Raw genomic sequence first — 16,763 nt, 5'->3', positions numbered from 1 at the left:
ATTTAGAATCAATTACTTTACCTATTGTATTCTAAGTTTGTAAAATGCACATACTTGTTTATATTTATATTATTTAAATAAGCTGCTTTAAGACCACACATATCAAGAACATCATCTTTAGTTTTATCAGTGAAAATAAACTGTAAGTTGTTACTCGTTTTTTTATATTTATAATTTATAGCTATAGCCGTTTTTTTAAAAATAGAATGTGAATTTATTTTAGTTTTTTCTATATTTGTTTTAAGAGCTTCAGTAGAATACAATGGGAAAGTTTTGTCAGACCAAAAATAATAAATACCATTTAAGTCCATCAAACAGTTATAAGATGGTAAAAAAGTATTTGGATAAGACCAGGTATCAACTTTATTATAAAGTTTTTTATTATTATTGTTAAAATTATTGATACCGATTGCATTGTCAAGAGTACCAACAGTAACTGAAGCTAATATATCATTAGTTGTTAGTACGTAAATAATAGAATTGGTAAAATTATTAGAGAGTTTATAGAGGTCTGCACTTAACGGGATACTACCATTATTAGCAAGTTGCCCATTATCAAATTCTAAATTAAGTAATTTAAATTCCCAATAACTATCTATATTTTTTATAGAAATATAAAGTCCATTTTTACAGTTATTTTTACCAAGTTTCCATATAGAAACTTGGATTTGCTCTCCTGGGGCATTTGGGTCAGGAATCCATTTATTTTCTTGATGGCATTTACTATTATCCCAATCAATTACTACTTCTTCAAGAACACTGTATTTAACCTGACTTGTTACTTTTATATAATTATTATTTTTATCTTTATTATAGTAGTAGTTGCTTCCATTATCTTTAATATATATTCTTTTGTCATCCTTTCCTTGTTTCGGTTTAATAAAATCAAGATTAATATTTTTTATTTCATTACTAAAATCAAACCTTTCCTTCCAAGTCCATGTATTTGGCTTTGTCTTTGGAATTATATGATATATATAATTATTATTTTCTTTTGTATAATAACGGTCTATATCATTAGATTCAGTATTATCTTCATTGTTTGTAATTACATAATAGCCGTTTTTAATACAGTCAAAATGGTATTCATTCTCAATCGGTTTATATTCATTATTTTCTTTATATACATATTTTTTATCATTATCATAAGATTCACTGGCGCCAATTTTCTCAATTACTATGTTTTCGAATAAATTTTCTAATTTAAGTTGTGGAAATCCAATATCAGGTGCCTGATCATTTTCTGTTTCATTGTGAACACCTCTTATATATATTACTTCCGGTTTTAATTTTGCCATATCTATAATTAGTCTTTGCTAATTTAATATAAACATTGCGTATAAATATTTACATGCCGATTTTAGCCCTTTAGGCCTTTTCACATAAAGTATCTTTATTTATCTATTTTATCTATAGTAGGTTGAATTGGAGGTTTTGAAAATGGATTTTGGGCACGGGGCTCAATGTGTATGTTTAGAATGCTGTAAGCAAGAGGTTGGCCGTTTGGTGCAGGAAATTGGTATCGTATTTCTTGTTGTTACATGTATTGCATTTCTTGCGGTTTGCATTAAAGAAAAGTTTAATTTTAGGAAGATAATGAAAAAATTCTTTTGAGAATTCCAGTAGTTTTTCCTCTTGAATTAGACTTTTGAAAATTAAAGGATTTTTTGTAGAGGAAATTAATATGGAAAATGCTGCAAATGAAAAGCTTTGTTTTAGAGATTGGCTTGATGAATATGTCGAGGTTTTGAATAGGGAAAATAAGCTTGATGAAACAATCTTGAAGTATAAGCCCGAGATTGATATTGAACAAGTTGGGGATAATCAAGCGAAAAAAGAATTTTTAATAGCGCTTTGTAAAGATAAAAGCCGAAGTGACGAGTATTCTTTTTTATATAATTAGGCGGTTTTTAAAAAGTGCCCCTTTTCTTATTGCTATTGTTAGATACAGGAGGGACATTTATGTCCCATAACTATATATAAATTTAATTTATTTAAATTTTATTTTTTAAAAATTTATATGTATAGTTATGGGATATAGTTATGGGACGTTTTCAACGTTCATGCTATACGCGACGGTCGCAACCATGATGAGCACCCTGTCGCGGATAAAGGCTTCCTGATGCGATGCGCGCTCGGCGGCAAGTTCGAGATAGTCGGGGCAAAAATCGTGCCCCATTCGCTGATGCAGTGCGCTTCGTCGATCGTAATGCAGCTTACCGTAACACCGTCCGAACAAAACAAATCCCGCATCCGCTCAGTCGCAAGGCCTTCGGGCGAAACGTAGACGAGTTTTATCTTTTGAAAGGGGCAAAAAGAAATAAATTGGAAATTGATTTCCGTGAATCGACCGGCGGAAAATCCGCTGAAAATCACGGGAGCGTATTGTCGCGAAGCGCAAGCATATCTTTTGCAATCCGCTCTATACCGTTTTTAAATGAAGGAAAGGCATATCGTTTCACCCATTTTATTTGATTAAATTCTTTTTCCGGCAACCCGCTGATAATCTCCGATACTTCTACGGGTTCGATACCGACTTCTTTTTCGCGCACTTCTTTAAAAACATCACCCCAATTAAAATGCTCATGTCTGCAAATTTCATAAATATCTGCAATATCCTTTCCCGCGAAACGGAAAACGGCGGTAATTTTATTTGAAAGTATATTCCGCACCGAATCCGTTCTATAAAAAAAATCAGTCGCGGCAATCGCCCCGAAATGAGACGGAACGTCATTTACAAAATCGATCTTAAGCTTGCAGTCAAAATCGGAGTGATGAACCGTTACGGAATAAAAATCGACGGTTTTAATAAAATCGATTTCGCTGTCCCATGTATAACCGTTTTTTTTCAAATCGGCAAGAACTGACTCGGTATGTGCAGCAAATGCAGCGTCGCAATTTACAAAAAAATCCAAATCGTCGGAATACCTGTGATGATAGTAGCCCCTGCTAAGCGCGGTTCCGCCGGTCAGATAAAAAGGTACGTCTAAGTTTTTCACAATATTCAGAACCCCATTTTGGAGGCCGTACAGATTCTCCTCGTAATAGTCCGAATATGAAGTCGAATTTTTTTCTGAGTTCGTCATTTCTTAACCCTCTTCTGACTTTCGGCGTATATAACCGTATACAGTTTTCCGTCCCGTACCACAGAGGAACGAGGTTATGCCATGGAACCCGTTCGAGTGACCGCAAAAAAAGCATTTCTCGCGTCATGCCGACCGCTTCATCCGCTTGTCCGGCGGCAAGTTTATGCAGTTCGTCGACCGATATATTGTAATCCCACATAAGACTGTCGAGTATTTTATATCGCGTCTTTTCATCCAGCGTGGATTTTTTCATAGCGCAATTTTCCCATTTACCTTGTGCTTCGTCAATAGTGCGGAAAATACTGCGGCACAATCGAGCCTACTGCAGAAAACATAGGAAAGCAAAGAGCGCATAAAACCGCTACAGATACTCGGCTGCGATTCTGCAGCGATAAAAAAAGCCGTCGACATCTGCCGACAGCTCTTTTATAAAGATATGTAATCAACAATCCGATTCGGCAAAACGCCGCAAACGCTCCGCCTCGGACAAATCAGTCTTTTGCACGTTCGACAAAAGAGCCGTCGCGCGTGTCGATAACGATGCGCTCTCCTTCGTTGCAAAAAAGAGGGACGTTCACTTCGATACCCGTATCGAGCGTCGCGGGCTTAAACGTTTTGCCGCTCGTGTTGCCTTTTACGCCCGGCTCGCAGTACGTGATCGTACGCGTAACGTTGACGGGAAGTTTGACGCCGACCGGCTTTCCTTCATAAAACGTGATCGATATATCGATGTCGTCGTCGGGGGAAAGGTAACCCGCGTTGTCGCCCAAATCTTCTTTTGTCATTTCGAGCTGTTCATAAGTTTCCTGATCCATAAACACGTACGTATCGCCTTCGATGTAGGAAAGCTTCATCGTTTTTTCGTCGAGATCGACTTCATCGAATTTTTCTCCGGCGTCGAGGCCGAGATCCTGCGTCTGTCCCGTGACGATATTTTTTACGCGCAGCTTTGTCACCATACCGCCGCGGCCCGATTTTTGACCGAGCATACGCTGTACCATGAGCGGATTGTTTTCATACATAAATGCAGAACCGACTTTGATTTCCGATGTTGTAACCATAGTGCTACCTTCTATAAATTAATAAGATTTGACAAAATTGAAAAGTGTATATGATTATAACGCAAAACGCCGCAGATAATCAAGCAGGCGGCGGGCAAAGTCGCCGTTTGCAATAAGCGCGGATGCGAATGCGGCAAAATATTTTTTTATCCGACAGGAAGCTTCCAAAAAAGTAAGGAGCGCTTTTTCCGTATCGCGAGGGGACGTGCCGGAAGCGTTATACAGCCGCCACGCATTTTCTACGAGTGCAAAATCGTCAGGCGGGAAAAAAATTTTTATGCGATGCAAAAGCGCTTCGACTTTTACGAGTTGATAATCGTCTTCCTGCGGATATGCCTGCCACACAAAGGGAACGCCTGAAAGGCACGCGCGCGAAAGCGAATCTTCCCCGCGTATAAAAAGCGCGTCCATAGCATAGAGCAGATCATCCCATTCGCTTTGCGCTAAAAACGGGAGCCGTTCCGCGGCAAAATGCGCATTCGAATCCGCGTACACTTTCATAAACGCATCCTGTCCCTGCCCCGCAGCGGCATACGCGCAAAGCGAAAAGCGCTCGTCCTCTTTTCGTCTTTCTCTTTCAAATGCGGAAAGGGCTCCGACGAGGGGAGCGTAATCTCGGGCATAGCCGAAAATCAAAACCGAAAATTCATCGGGATTTTTTTTTACCGGTACGCAAGCGGGCTTCCGATCGAGGATGAGTCCTCCCGTCTTTGAAGTAAAGCCCGGCATAAAATTGACTTTTTGTACGCGCGACGAGCGCGTGAGCGACTTGAGGCAGTGAAATTCTTCGGCGTAATTTTCCGCCGTAAGGTAGTCGATATTGACGACGTGAACGACAGCGGTATTTTTTTTATCGAATAAAAGCGCTTCAAGCCATTCGGGATAGGGGCATTGAAAACACTGCAAAACGATTTCCGGCATCGCTTTCGAAAAAGAAGCGGTACATACATCCGCCGCGTTCCAATCGAAAACCGTCCAATTTTCGTACTGCTGTACCGCCGCATGAGAGTCGATGCCGGGTGCAAGCAGAGCGAAAGACGCGAGATCATCGATGACGAATCGAATGCGCACGTTGCCGTCGAGCGCCGAAAGAGCGCGCGCGAGGCGGTACGCAAATCCGACATCGCCGTAGTTGTCGACGACTTTGCAGAGGATCGTGATATCGAGCGGGTGCGTTTTATCCATTACAGATGCGCAGCGATGTACGATGCAAGTGCTTCCATACCTTTTTTATTCGGATGCAGCCGATCGGCGAGCAAACCGTCCACTGCAATTTCGGATAAATCGATCGCGCGGATATTCGGATCGGCAGCATGTGCGGCTGCGACGACGGAACGAACACTGTGCTGCAGATCGAGCTGCGTCCAGCCGCAGTCGTTTTTTTCCGTCAGCTCCCAATCCGAACGTACGAGCGGCACGCAAAAATATGCGGCGGCATGCGGCATCGCTTTTCGTATTTTTTTAATAAGAAGCGTATATGCAGCTTCGAACACCGCAAGCGGCGCAGCGCCGTCCGAGCGCTGACCGAAATCATTTGTACCGCCGAACACGATCACCGCGTCTCCTTTCAAACGCGCAATACGCGAATCGGAAACGAAAGCGGACCAAAGAGGGCGCGAGCCGGTTTCCGAAATGCGGCTTCCGCTGTACGAATCGTTGCAGACCATCGTGTTTCCCGTCAGCCGTTCGAAATGCGCCCACCACATATCGTCCCTGCGGTAAACGCCGGAATCGGGTCTCGGATACGCAACCGCGTAATTTTCGGGAGACGTTCCTTCAAACGAAGAAATGGAATCTCCCATAACGGAAAAGGCAAACATACGACCACCCTATAACTTCATCAAGACCGTAATTTTTTTTGCGCCGCGTCGTTTATAGCCGCAACGGCGAGCTGTAATTCATCGGCATCGGAAGACGTCACCATCCAGCGGGCAACGCCTTTTTCGCTTTGGCTCGCGCGCTGTGCGATCCAACACCACTTATCTCCGTCCCAATCGCGTTTTAACAATGTCGTGCCGAGCGGAGAGCCGTCTTCAAGCGTTTTAAGCGCCACGTATCCTCTTGCCGTAAAAAAATTTTCGGTCGCACAAAGCGCATCGTCCCGGTCTTTTTCATCCGCATAGGTATAGCCCCATTCGCGTTCGCGAAGCACGCTGTTTTGACGGGCAACGAGCGCATCGAATTCCGTTTTAGCGTTTTTCCAGCGTTTCAAAAACAAAAGGCAGAAGAGCAGCGTGCTTTCCATCGGAACCGTTTTTTCCCCGTTCGGAAAATTCAAATAATAATGTGCGGTCTCTTCGACGGCGGCGATCGCTTTTTTTTGCAGCAAAATATCTTTTATCTGCGAATGCCCGTTCGGAACGAGCAGCGGATTGTTGCCGCCGCTTTTCAGTTCCGCGTGAACGACGGGAGACGCTTTCGAATCGATCCCGATACGCGCTTCTCCCGTATGCGGCACGATCGACGTGAGCACGGAAGACAAAAAAGTCATAATCACGGAAGGAGAAATCTCCGTACCGTCGCCGCTTCTCGTATCGACGCGGTCGCCGTCGCCGTCGAATAAAAAGCAAAAATCGACCGACGAGGGATGCGCGTGTATGTAGTCGAGCGTAGCTTTGATATTATCTTTAATAATGGGGTTCGGCGCGCCGCTCGGAAAATTGCCGTCGGGAACGACGTTTCGCGGAGCGCATGAAATTCCCGCATAGCGAAACGCACGCATCACTTCGCTTCCCGCGCTGCCCGATAAAAAATCGGCGACGACGGAGATACCGGAAAGCTCGTCCTCCCCGATCTGCGCCAAATCCGAACAGGCGCGCACGTATGCATCGCTGTCGTCGATGACCGTAACGCTGCCGCCCGCTTTTGCGGAAACGGTTTTTCCTTTTAAAAACGCATCGCGGACGGCGACAAGTCCGCCTTCCGGCCCGACGTTTTCGGCGATGGGTCTCACGTTCGGCCCGACCGTCTTTTGTCCGGTATAATTTTTCGGATTGTGCGAAGCCGTATACATGATTCCCGCACAGCTCGGGCGCTGCATACAGCTGTAATAAAACTGACACGTCGAAACGGGCAGCACATTCGTATACACGCGAAATCCCAAGCCTGAAAAAGTGTCGATCGCGAGCTGCAAAAAGTGTTCGCCTTTTTTGCGCGTATCCCGGCACAAAACGATTTCGTCGGTGCCGAGGCATTCTCTGAAATACCACGCCTGCGCATTGTACAGGCGGGACGCCGTTTCATCGGTCAGCCGTTCGGCATCGATTCTTATATCGAAGGCGTGAAACAGTTCATGCGCGATTTTTTCAAGTGTATTATCGGCCATATCTTCCCCAAAAAACCGCGTACGGTTTCTTTTATTAAATTAATAATTATTAAAATTTAATTTCGATTTCAATTACCGGTTGCTATTTTCCGGCGGCATTGAATTTAATAAACAATACGTCGCCGTCCTGCACGACGTAATCTTTTCCCTCAATACGGTATTTTCCCGCTTCTTTGATCTTTGCTTCCGAGCCGTAAGTACGCAGATCGTCGATCGAATAGGCTTCGGCTTTGATAAAACCTTTTTCAAAATCCGTATGTATGACACCTGCCGCTTTCGGAGCGGTGTCTCCCGCGCGGATCGTCCACGCATGGCAGTCGTCGCTTCCCGCAGTAAAAAACGTGCGAAGCCCCATGAGCTTGTACGCCGTCCGCGCAAGATTTGCAAGCGCCGACTCTTTGAGTCCTGCGGCTTCCATAAATTCTTTGCGGTCGTTTTCGTCTTTGATTTCCGCCAAATCGGATTCGAACTTCCCGCAGATGACGACGGTCTCTGCGTTTTCTTCGGCGGCGATTTTTTTTACCGCTTCAACGTAGTCGTTCGTACCCGCAGCGATCGCGTCTTCGGAAACGTTGCAGACATAAAACGTCGGCTTCATCGTAAGCAAAAACATATCGCTCACGGCCGCCTTTTCTTCCGGCGTCAGCGGGGCGAGCCGCGCGCATTTTCCCGCTTCAAGCAGCGGTTTGATCTTTGCAACCGCGCTCGTCCAATGCACGTATTTTTTTTCTTCCTCTTTTCCGAGCGCGCGGCTCGCCTTCGTCACTTTTTCCTGCCGCTTTCTTATCGTATCCAAATCGGCAAACGCGAGTTCCATATCGATCGTTTCGATATCGCCTTTCGGGTCGATCGGCACGACGGTATTCGCATTTTCGCGGACGTGCATGATATCGCCATCGTCAAAACAGCGAACGACGTGTGCGATGCACGCCGTCTCCCGAATATTCGCCAAAAACTGATTGCCGAGTCCTTCGCCCTGTGCCGCGCCTTTAATAAGACCTGCGATATCGACAATCTTTACCGACGTCGGTGTAATCTTTTTCGGCTGAAAAACGTTTGCGAGAAAAGCAAGCCGTTCGTCCGGCAAATCGACAATGCCGACGTTCGGATCGATCGTACAAAACGGAAAATTTTCCGCAGCGGCGGGAGCTGCCGTCAGCGCCGTAAATATCGTAGACTTGCCGACATTCGGCAGTCCGACGATTCCGCAATCGAGTGACATGATTCCTCCGTAAAAGCGTGCAAAGAAAATTGTATTAAAATCGATTATTCAGTATATAGGATTTGCCAGCGCTAAACAAGAGAAACTATTGACAGAGAATCGTTGACAGTGGATCTTGTATTCCAAAAGCAAACGATAGGGTGAACACAAAGCGGAAGATTTAAGGGGTTATATAAAAAGAGCTTGCAAAACGAGACATCAAAGCATAGTCGTCTTCCTTTCCGTGTATGCAAAGCGCGTGTTTGGTGCGCTTTGCATACACGCTTTTACCGTACCGTAATGATAAAGTCTTTATTCGCTTTTTTAAAATCGTATGCGTATGTTTTTCCGCTGCGCGAAACGACGGCGAAACAGGCGTACGACGGAAGCGAATCTTCGAGCGGAGAATCGACCGTGTCCGTATCGCCGAAGTCTTTTAAAACGGCGACGCCTGCTTTTTGCCATATTCCGTTTTTATCGTTGAACGCGTACAGTGTGAACGAAATATTTTTATCGCTGGTTTCGCTCACGAATTTGACATTGTCTTTAAAAACGCCGGGAATGCTCCGTACGTCGACTGTCACCGCATTTTTTTTATAACTTTCGTCGGCCGAGCCGTTCGGCGAATGGATTTTGATACGCAAGTCGTTGTGTTTTTTTTCCGCTTCGTATTCGTACACTCCGTTTCCGTCGGGAATGACGGCGACGTATTCGACTTTGCGTATTTTGTCTTCAAAATCCGAATCGATAGTATCGCCGTCGTAAAAGCCTTTGAGCAAGGCTTTGCCGTATAAATTCCACGATGCTTTTTTCGAATCGTAGATATATACGCGGAACGAAATATTTTCGTCGTCCGACAGGTTGATAAGCTTGATATTGTCTTTCATTTTGCCCGGAACGGCGGCGGACGAAACGGCGATGACGGATGCTTTCGGATCGTCGAAGGCCGGAGCATTTTGCTGTGCGAACGCTCCGCATGCGATCACCACCGCAAGCCCCGCAATTATTAATTTTTTCATAAAAACCTCCCATAAAAACTTTTGCAGGAAATTAGAGCCTTCGGCTCGTTCTGCAAAGAACTGATTCTACGTGTCCGCTTTCGCGGACTTCGAATCAATTTCCGAAAAAGTTTTTAGCCGTGCGCGTGTGCGCACATGTTCAATAGTCGAGTTTGCAAAATAAAGCGTATCGTATTCATGCGATTTTTATCAAAACGCCACGTATACACGTCTTCTGCAAACATCCGCGCAAACTCGAGATAAGAACGCTGCGACTTCGAGCAATGCACAGAAATCGCGAGTGTCTCCGATAAAAGAAAAACGCTTCAGCGTTTTTCGACTCTAGACTCCAGCGACGGCGATATTTCAGACGGCGCTTTTTATCGTACCTCCTTACGGTAATTTATAGCGCGTGACAGGGCACCTGAATCCTGCCGTATCTATGAAACGCTTTATGTGCTATACTGGTTACAGCAATATTATTATGAAACGTATTGAACTTGAACCGGCGCGCATCGCGGATGTGCTGAAAGAAAATCTCGGCCAGGAAGATGTCGTCTTTGTTTTTCCGACCGATGTCGCCCTCGTTTCATGGGCGGAATGGTGTGTAAAAAACCCTCAAGCGTCGGGCGTTAAAGCCGTTGCGCTCGAGCACTTTATCGCGTGGGATACTTTTAAAGAAAAATACGCCGTCGCAAAAGAGAGCGGCCGTCATGCCGTGCCTGCCGTGCTCCGAAAAGTATTCGTTCGAAATCTCATCGAAGAAAATGCCGCCGCCGTCCGAAGCGGTAAATCTCTTTTTAAGAGCATCGTACATCCGCAGTTTGCCGGAGAAGCCGATTCCTTTGCCGATTGGATTGCCGGAAATCTTCCGCTTTTGAAAACGTGGTATGAAAAATTTTCCCGCTATGCAAGCGAGCATCCCGAAGCGGCAGACGATGAAGACGAAGATTATCTTACGCTCTACCGGCGCTATGTCGATTTTTTAGGCGATGAGATGTTCGAGCCTGCGTGGCTCGTGCCGGACTTTACGGAAGAGCGTAAAAAATTTATTATTTTTTTCCCGGAGCAGCTTGAAGATTTCGATGAATACGAAGCAGTCTTTGCCGCTTTTGAAAACGTAATTTCTTACGTGCTTCCCGAAAAAGAAGTGCATACGAGCGAAGTGTTCGTCTATCCCGATGCGAGGACGGAGCTTCGAAGAACGGCGCTCTGCATTCGGGACATCGTCGGAAAAAGCGGCGGAGAGCTTTCGTATGAAGATATCGCGCTGCACGTTCCCGAACTCGAAACCTACCGGCCGTATATCGAACGGGAACTTGCCAACTACCGCATTCCCTTTGTCGTCCGAAGCGGGGTGCGCTTTACGGTCGGCAGCGCCGGAAGCATTTTTGAAGATATCGACGAATGCCGCAAAACCGATTATTCGTACGACAGCGTGCGTCGCCTCGTACTCGACGGGCGCGTGCCGTGGAAAAACAAAGCGCTCAACGAAAGCCTCGTGCGCGAAGGGAACCGGCTGCACTGCATCTGCAATTACGGCGGCGGAGACGTATGGATCGAATCGCTCGCTAAATCCGGAGGAAGCGAACGTGAGCTTGAATTATACAAGCGATTAAAAAAATCGATCGAAGCCGTTACGGGTGCGAAGACCTTCGAAGGCTTGCGGACGGCGTGGCTTATGTTTAAAAACGAATTCCTTTCCGATGACGAGTTCAGCGTCGAAGCGAACAATGTTCTCGGACGCTGCATTGCAGAGCTTGAAACGCTTGTCGCTATCGAAAAGGATTATATCGTGCCGCTTGATTTGAAGCTTCGCTCTCCGTTTTCTTTTTTTATCAACGAGCTGAGAAGCAAAACCTATCGCCCGCAGGATGCGCTTTCGGGAGTTTCCGTCTTCGATTATAAAGTCGCAGCCTGCGCCGCCTATCCTGTCAACATCGTCATCAACTGTACGCAGGACGCGCTCACCGTCGTCCGTAAGCCGCTCGGTTTTCTCAATACGCAAAAACGCCGTGCGCTCGGCATACGCGATTCCGATGCGGCATCAACGGCGTTTATCAGACTGTACGGAAAATTTAATAATACGGTCGGGGCGCGGAGTATCTTTTCGTGCAGCGAACGGACTTTCTCAGGCTTTGCGATCCCGCATACGTATTTCGATATCGCTCCCGTCGAAAAAAATCATACGCCGTTCGACGAACTCGATGCGAACGATTTTATCCTCAATGAAAAAAAATGGTTTTTATCGGAATCGGATGCTCCCCGCGCTTTAAGCGACCTGCAAAAGGTGCAGTATGAAAACTGGAAAGCGTCTTCGGATTTTTCCGTAAACGCTCCCCGCCCGCAATCCGTAGACGCCGGTGTCAAAAAAACAATCGACTATGTTTTGAAAGAGCGCCGCACACCGAACGGCTCTTCAAGCGAAGACGCTTTTGCGGTAAAGATCAGTCAGAGCGATATGCGGGATTTTTTCCCGTGTCCCCGGAAGTGGATTTTCAAATCGGTCGTCAAACTCCGCGAAGATTCCCTCGATGCGTCCTTGTTCGAAAAATACGATCAGGGAAACATCAATCATAAAATCCTCGAACTGCTTTTTAAAACCTTTGACACGCTGCCGGTCACAGGGGAAGACGGAACTTTCGGAGAGCGTGAAAGCGATATACGAAAATTAATAAAAGAAAAAACAGGGGAAGCGATCCGCGACAAGTCGTTCGATTTTTATCAAAGCCCGATTGCGCTTCGCGTGCTTGAAAAGCAGAGCGATAAATTCGAAAAGATCATCATCGATTTTCTGCACGAGTTTTGTAAAAAAGAAAAAGGGTTCGGCGGCTGCCGCGTCGTTTCGACGGAAGCGCTGTGTGAAGCGTGGGAGCGCGGAAAGCGCTATAAATATTTCGGAAAAATCGATTGTATACTTTCCGATGACGCGGGGCGGATCATCATCGTCGACTATAAAAATACGTCTCTTCCGTCGATCGCTTCGTGCCGTGCGGACGAAACGACGGGTACGCTCGACAATTTCCAATGCGCCATGTATGTAACCTTGTGGAATCTTATTAATCCCGTCAAAGTCGATAAAATGGTCTTCTGTTCGATAAAAAATGCGGGTGAAAGCGTCGCCGTTATCGACGATGAAAACGCAAAAAAAACGCCCGAATCCTATGAGCCGACGCTTTCGGTATTCGACCGCTATGCTTCCCTCTTTTACGAAACGGTCGAAAACGGAAATCCCGAACCGCTTCGAGGAGTGCGGCACGGAGACGACGCGCTTATCGTACCCGACGTGTATTCTGACTGTATGGCTTGTGATTTTAAAACGATCTGCCGCACGGCGTATACGGTCGCATCTCACAAACTGTAACTCGGGAGCCTGCGATGAAAAACGATTATGCATACCTTGACCTTTTGGAACATCCGCTCGACGATCAGCAAAAAAAAGTGTGCTGCTCCGTAAAAAACGCCGTCGTCGCTGCGGGAGCGGGTTCGGGCAAAACGCAAGTGCTTGCAACGCGCTTTGCATGGCTCGTTATGGAATTCGACGATATCAGAGCGCCGGCTGTTTTGACGCTGACGTTTACGAAAAAAGCCGCCGCCGAAATGTACGCGCGCATTTACAAAACGCTCGTGTTTTTTTCAAAAAACGAACAGGTGCCCGAACGCCAAAGAAAAAATGCCGCGCGGGCTGTAAGCGAATTTGCCGATGCCCGCATTCAAACGCTCGATTCGTACTGCGGCGCCGTCGTGCGTCAGGCTGCGAACCGTTACGGCATTCGCCCGGATTTTACAACGGGAAGTACGGACAGCGAGCGGAATATTAAAAATCTTGCATTGCCCTTCGTGCTGAAAAATCTTTCACGTCCGGGCATCCGCCGTTTTGCCGAAGCGGGCAAAGTGCAGGAGTTTTCCGATTCCCTTGTCGCAAAGATTATCGGCGACTACACTTCGCTCGCAACCGAAAGCGGCCGGTTTACGCGCTCCCTCGAAACGCAAAAATCGATAATTTCAGATGCGTGGAAAAAAATCGTAAGCGATAAGACTGACGGCTCCCTCTTCGATATCGTTTCAAACGCCCTTTCGCTGTGCAATGAGGCGAAAAGCGATGCGTCATGCAAGTGGCAAAAAAACGCCGCCGCCGTAAAACTTTTTTCCTTTATCGAAACGCAGCCTCTTCCCGACTTCGCTTCGACGGTGTTTTCGCCCGACGATGTGGAGACGAGCGAAGCGTTGTACGAAAAACTTTTTTCTGCCGCGAATTGGGTTACGGTCTTATCCGCCTTTAAGCCCGGCAACGCCGCTTCTTCCCTCAAAGCGATAAAAGCCTGTACCGAAAACCTTGCGCGTTACGCCGACGAACTCACATCCCTTGCCGTGTATGTCAAAGAGTTTCCGTACATCAAAGATATGTGCAGCCTCTTCGACGAACTGCTTGAGCTTGTAAACCGGCAAAAGCGGACGTCGGGCGCGCTGACGTTTAAAGACGTGAGCGATATGGCGCTGAAAATATTGATCGAACAAAAAGACATCCGCAATCAGGAAAAGGCCGCATTCAGTAAAATCATGATCGACGAATTTCAGGACAACAACGGCCGAAACCGCGATCTCCTCTTTCTCCTTGCCGAACGTCTCGACGAATATACCGAAGTCGCTTCTGACGATCCTGAGGCGATTCGAAAAGCGCTCGTGCCGAATATTGCCGGCGATACATTATTTTTTGTCGGCGATGAAAAACAGTCGATCTACAAATTCCGCGGAGCCGACGTGTCGGTGTTCAATGAATTGAAACGCGACCTTGCCTGCGGCGAAGACGAAGCGGAACTCCGCATGGTGTACAATTACCGATCGTTTCCGGAACTGCTTACGAGCTTTAATCAGATATTCGGCGGCTTTTATAAATCAGGCGATGATTACGCGCACAAAGACGGCACACCCTCTCTCTTTTCGCAAACGCAGGGCGCCTCTTATGAAGCGCTGTACACGGAAGATACCGTCGCCCGCTATGTCGATAAGAGGACTCACGAACGCGGAGCGCCGATCGCGCTCGACAAATCAAATATCCGATCTCACTTTGCGCTTTTGCCTTACAATCAAAAAGATTATGCTCTCGAAAAGGAATCGGGCCTCGTACCCGACGTGCAGGAACAGCTTGCGTATTATATCGCGGAAAAAATCGTTAAAATGCACGAAGCGGGGGAGCCCTATGCGTCGTTTGCCGTGCTCGACAGGTCGCGTACAAAGAGAAATTATTTGAAGCGCCGGCTCGAACAGTTCCGCATTCCGTACGTACTCGACCGTCAAATCGATCTTTTTGCCGACGCTCCCGCAAACGATATATACGCATTCCTCAGGCTCTGCGTCTATCCGTCGGATATGAATGCATTTGCGGCATTTTTGTGTTCACCCTTCGCAGGTCTTACCGAAAACGATGTGAAAATCATCTTGGCAAACGCATCGGATTATCGCAATAAAGATTTCGTATTCGCTCCGTTTTCGGACGATGAAAAAGTTGCTGCGGTATTTGCAGAGGGATCGATCGAACGAGAACGCTATATCCGCGCAGCGGATTTTTTTAAAACGCATAAGGAGCGCGTGCTCGCCGAGCCGCTCACGAAAACGCTCAATACGCTGTGGTACGATATGGGCTACCGCTATGAAACGATGCTGAACCGCGCCGTAAGTCTCTTTGCCGAACAGTACGATCTGCTGTTCGAAGCGGCGCGGCAGGCGGACGCGGACGGAAAAGATGCGGCGTATTTTGTCGATATGCTCGCATCCCAAAAAGAAGCGGATAAAGGTTTCACTTTCGGAGACGGCGATACGGGAATAGGCGACATATCCTATCCGATCGAAAAAGGAGATGCCGTTCAAATAATGACCGTTCACAAAAGCAAAGGCTTGCAGTTCGATCACGTGTTCGTACTCGGCGCTTTCGACAACGTAAAAAACGACAGCGAAGAAAAATATTTTTTCAGCGAAGAAGCGGGCGTTTCGCTGAAGCCCGCCGAAGGCGAGCGGAATTATTTTTTTATCAAACAGCGCGACGAAAACCTTGCGAAAGACATCGCCGAATTCCGCCGCTTGATCTACGTCGCTGCAACCCGCGCGATCAAAGATTATTATTTTGTCGGAACGTATTCGTACGACAAAGATCACAAACACCGCGTAAGCGATGCGTCCGTTTTCGATCCTGTCATCGCATATTATTATCCCGATTTTCTCGACTCGGACGCTGCGGTGCAATATACAAGCGGCGCGCCCTTCGACCTCGAACGCATCGAAAAAAAATCGAAGCGGGAAATATACGCGTCTTCCCGTATACCAGAATCTATAGATATTCTACGGAAGCGTAAAATACGGGATGCCGATGTACTCTTTTCGTCTTCCGAAATCGATTTTATTAAAATGCCGGAAGTACTTTCGAAACGCATTACGCCGAGTTCGTTGGAAAAGCTCTATGACGCAAAGGCGGAAAGCACGGCGGAAGCGGGATCCGAAGAAGCGGCCGGAGGCGATCTCTATCCCGAAATCGACGAGCTGCTTGAAAAACTTGCAAACGAAAACGTGCGTTTCGGCTTCGACGAATTCGGAACGCTCGTTCACGCCTGTCTTGAAAACGCGATGAACGGCTTCGATCCCGCCGGCATAAAACTCGCTTCGGAAAAGTATATGCGGAAACTGTCCGAAGCGCAGCAAGATAAAATGAACGCCGTGTGTGAAAAAATCTGCGCGCGCTTTGCAGCGTCCGAATACGGCGCGCGTGCCCTAAAAGCGCGGGAAGAAGGCGCGTGGATAAAAACCGAATACGCTTTTAAGATGTGCATCGACTCTTATATCGTTACGGGTTCGATCGATTTGGTTTTCGACAACAGCGGCGGCACGTATACGATCGTGGACTATAAAACCGATCACGAAATCGATCCCGCGCGGTATTACCGTCAGCAAGCGTGCTACCGAAAGGCGGTCGCAACTCTCCGTAATGTGCCGGAAGAAAACGTGCGCTGCGTGCTCTACTATGTCAGGCATGACGAGTTTTCGGAAATTCCGTACGGAGATTTTTCACTCGAAGATAACGCAACCGGCCTGTGAATTGTG

The 16,763-nt window shown here is 46.8% G+C and carries 13 protein-coding genes; 3 read left to right on the top strand and 10 right to left on the bottom strand.

All coding sequences use genetic code 11. The features are described from left to right. Positions 1-17: 17 nt before the first annotated feature. The gene (locus H9I36_RS05190; protein ID WP_187384312.1) at positions 18-1,298 is read right to left on the bottom strand and encodes a hypothetical protein; all 1,281 of its coding nucleotides are present in this window, start codon (positions 1,296-1,298) and stop codon (positions 18-20) included. Positions 1,299-1,684: 386 nt separating this feature from the next. Here H9I36_RS05190 and H9I36_RS05185 point away from each other — a divergent pair, with 386 nt between their 5' ends. Beyond that, positions 1,685-1,903 carry a hypothetical protein gene (locus tag H9I36_RS05185; RefSeq protein WP_187384311.1) on the top strand — a complete coding sequence of 73 codons (219 nt, stop codon included), beginning with the start codon at positions 1,685-1,687 and terminating at the stop codon, positions 1,901-1,903. A 138-nt stretch (positions 1,904-2,041) separates the two neighbouring features. Here H9I36_RS05185 and H9I36_RS05180 read toward each other — a convergent pair whose 3' ends face one another. The 9 genes from H9I36_RS05180 to H9I36_RS05145 form a co-directional block, all read right to left on the bottom strand. Next, positions 2,042-2,239: a hypothetical protein gene (locus H9I36_RS05180; protein ID WP_187384310.1), complete on the bottom strand. Its 198-nt coding sequence runs from the start codon at positions 2,237-2,239 to the stop codon at positions 2,042-2,044. Positions 2,240-2,372: 133 nt separating this feature from the next. After that, positions 2,373-2,999 carry a nucleotidyl transferase AbiEii/AbiGii toxin family protein gene (locus H9I36_RS05175; protein WP_222864642.1) on the bottom strand — a complete coding sequence of 209 codons (627 nt, stop codon included), beginning with the start codon at positions 2,997-2,999 and terminating at the stop codon, positions 2,373-2,375. Then, complete coding sequence (locus tag H9I36_RS12805; protein ID WP_222864641.1) at positions 2,950-3,339, bottom strand: hypothetical protein; 390 nt, start codon at positions 3,337-3,339, stop codon at positions 2,950-2,952. Before H9I36_RS12805 ends, H9I36_RS05175 begins: the two co-directional genes overlap by 50 nt. A 238-nt stretch (positions 3,340-3,577) precedes the next feature. Continuing rightward, positions 3,578-4,147 carry an elongation factor P gene (gene efp, locus H9I36_RS05170; RefSeq protein WP_021330369.1) on the bottom strand — a complete coding sequence of 190 codons (570 nt, stop codon included), beginning with the start codon at positions 4,145-4,147 and terminating at the stop codon, positions 3,578-3,580. 54 nt (positions 4,148-4,201) lie between these two features. Then, positions 4,202-5,332 carry an elongation factor P maturation arginine rhamnosyltransferase EarP gene (gene earP, locus H9I36_RS05165; protein WP_187384308.1) on the bottom strand — a complete coding sequence of 377 codons (1,131 nt, stop codon included), beginning with the start codon at positions 5,330-5,332 and terminating at the stop codon, positions 4,202-4,204. After that, complete coding sequence (locus tag H9I36_RS05160) at positions 5,332-5,949, bottom strand: SGNH/GDSL hydrolase family protein (RefSeq protein WP_187384307.1); 618 nt, start codon at positions 5,947-5,949, stop codon at positions 5,332-5,334. Before H9I36_RS05160 ends, earP begins: the two co-directional genes overlap by 1 nt. A 38-nt stretch (positions 5,950-5,987) precedes the next feature. Beyond that, positions 5,988-7,472 (bottom strand): phosphohexomutase domain-containing protein, encoded by a 1,485-nt coding sequence (locus tag H9I36_RS05155; protein ID WP_187384306.1) that lies wholly within the window; start codon positions 7,470-7,472, stop codon positions 5,988-5,990. Positions 7,473-7,554: 82 nt separating this feature from the next. After that, positions 7,555-8,694 carry a redox-regulated ATPase YchF gene (ychF, locus tag H9I36_RS05150; protein ID WP_187384305.1) on the bottom strand — a complete coding sequence of 380 codons (1,140 nt, stop codon included), beginning with the start codon at positions 8,692-8,694 and terminating at the stop codon, positions 7,555-7,557. Positions 8,695-8,960: 266 nt separating this feature from the next. Then, positions 8,961-9,692, bottom strand: coding sequence for a hypothetical protein (locus tag H9I36_RS05145; protein ID WP_187384304.1), 732 nt, complete (start codon positions 9,690-9,692; stop codon positions 8,961-8,963). Positions 9,693-10,155: 463 nt separating this feature from the next. Between H9I36_RS05145 and H9I36_RS05140 the strand changes: the two genes are divergently transcribed. Next, the gene (locus H9I36_RS05140; protein ID WP_187384303.1) at positions 10,156-13,035 is read left to right on the top strand and encodes a PD-(D/E)XK nuclease family protein; all 2,880 of its coding nucleotides are present in this window, start codon (positions 10,156-10,158) and stop codon (positions 13,033-13,035) included. Positions 13,036-13,049: 14 nt separating this feature from the next. Next, complete coding sequence (locus tag H9I36_RS05135) at positions 13,050-16,757, top strand: UvrD-helicase domain-containing protein (RefSeq protein WP_187384302.1); 3,708 nt, start codon at positions 13,050-13,052, stop codon at positions 16,755-16,757. The last annotated feature ends 6 nt before the right edge of the window (positions 16,758-16,763 follow it).

This window comes from Treponema sp. Marseille-Q4130 (assembly GCF_014334325.1).
Taxonomy (GTDB): domain Bacteria; phylum Spirochaetota; class Spirochaetia; order Treponematales; family Treponemataceae; genus Treponema_D.
This window is presented reverse-complemented; position numbering and strand designations above follow the sequence as displayed.

Excerpts from the sequence above, each read along its gene's own strand:
- H9I36_RS05190 (WP_187384312.1), bottom strand. The coding sequence starts at position 1,298 with ATGGCAAAATTAAAACCGGAAGTAATATATATAAGAGGTGTTCACAAT.
- H9I36_RS05185 (WP_187384311.1), top strand. The coding sequence starts at position 1,685 with ATGGAAAATGCTGCAAATGAAAAGCTTTGTTTTAGAGATTGGCTTGAT.
- H9I36_RS12805 (WP_222864641.1), bottom strand. The coding sequence starts at position 3,339 with ATGAAAAAATCCACGCTGGATGAAAAGACGCGATATAAAATACTCGAC.
- efp (WP_021330369.1), bottom strand. The coding sequence starts at position 4,147 with ATGGTTACAACATCGGAAATCAAAGTCGGTTCTGCATTTATGTATGAA.
- earP (WP_187384308.1), bottom strand. The coding sequence starts at position 5,332 with ATGGATAAAACGCACCCGCTCGATATCACGATCCTCTGCAAAGTCGTC.
- H9I36_RS05160 (WP_187384307.1), bottom strand. The coding sequence starts at position 5,949 with ATGGGAGATTCCATTTCTTCGTTTGAAGGAACGTCTCCCGAAAATTAC.
- H9I36_RS05155 (WP_187384306.1), bottom strand. The coding sequence starts at position 7,472 with ATGGCCGATAATACACTTGAAAAAATCGCGCATGAACTGTTTCACGCC.
- ychF (WP_187384305.1), bottom strand. The coding sequence starts at position 8,694 with ATGTCACTCGATTGCGGAATCGTCGGACTGCCGAATGTCGGCAAGTCT.
- H9I36_RS05145 (WP_187384304.1), bottom strand. The coding sequence starts at position 9,692 with ATGAAAAAATTAATAATTGCGGGGCTTGCGGTGGTGATCGCATGCGGA.
- H9I36_RS05140 (WP_187384303.1), top strand. The coding sequence starts at position 10,156 with ATGAAACGTATTGAACTTGAACCGGCGCGCATCGCGGATGTGCTGAAA.
- H9I36_RS05135 (WP_187384302.1), top strand. The coding sequence starts at position 13,050 with ATGAAAAACGATTATGCATACCTTGACCTTTTGGAACATCCGCTCGAC.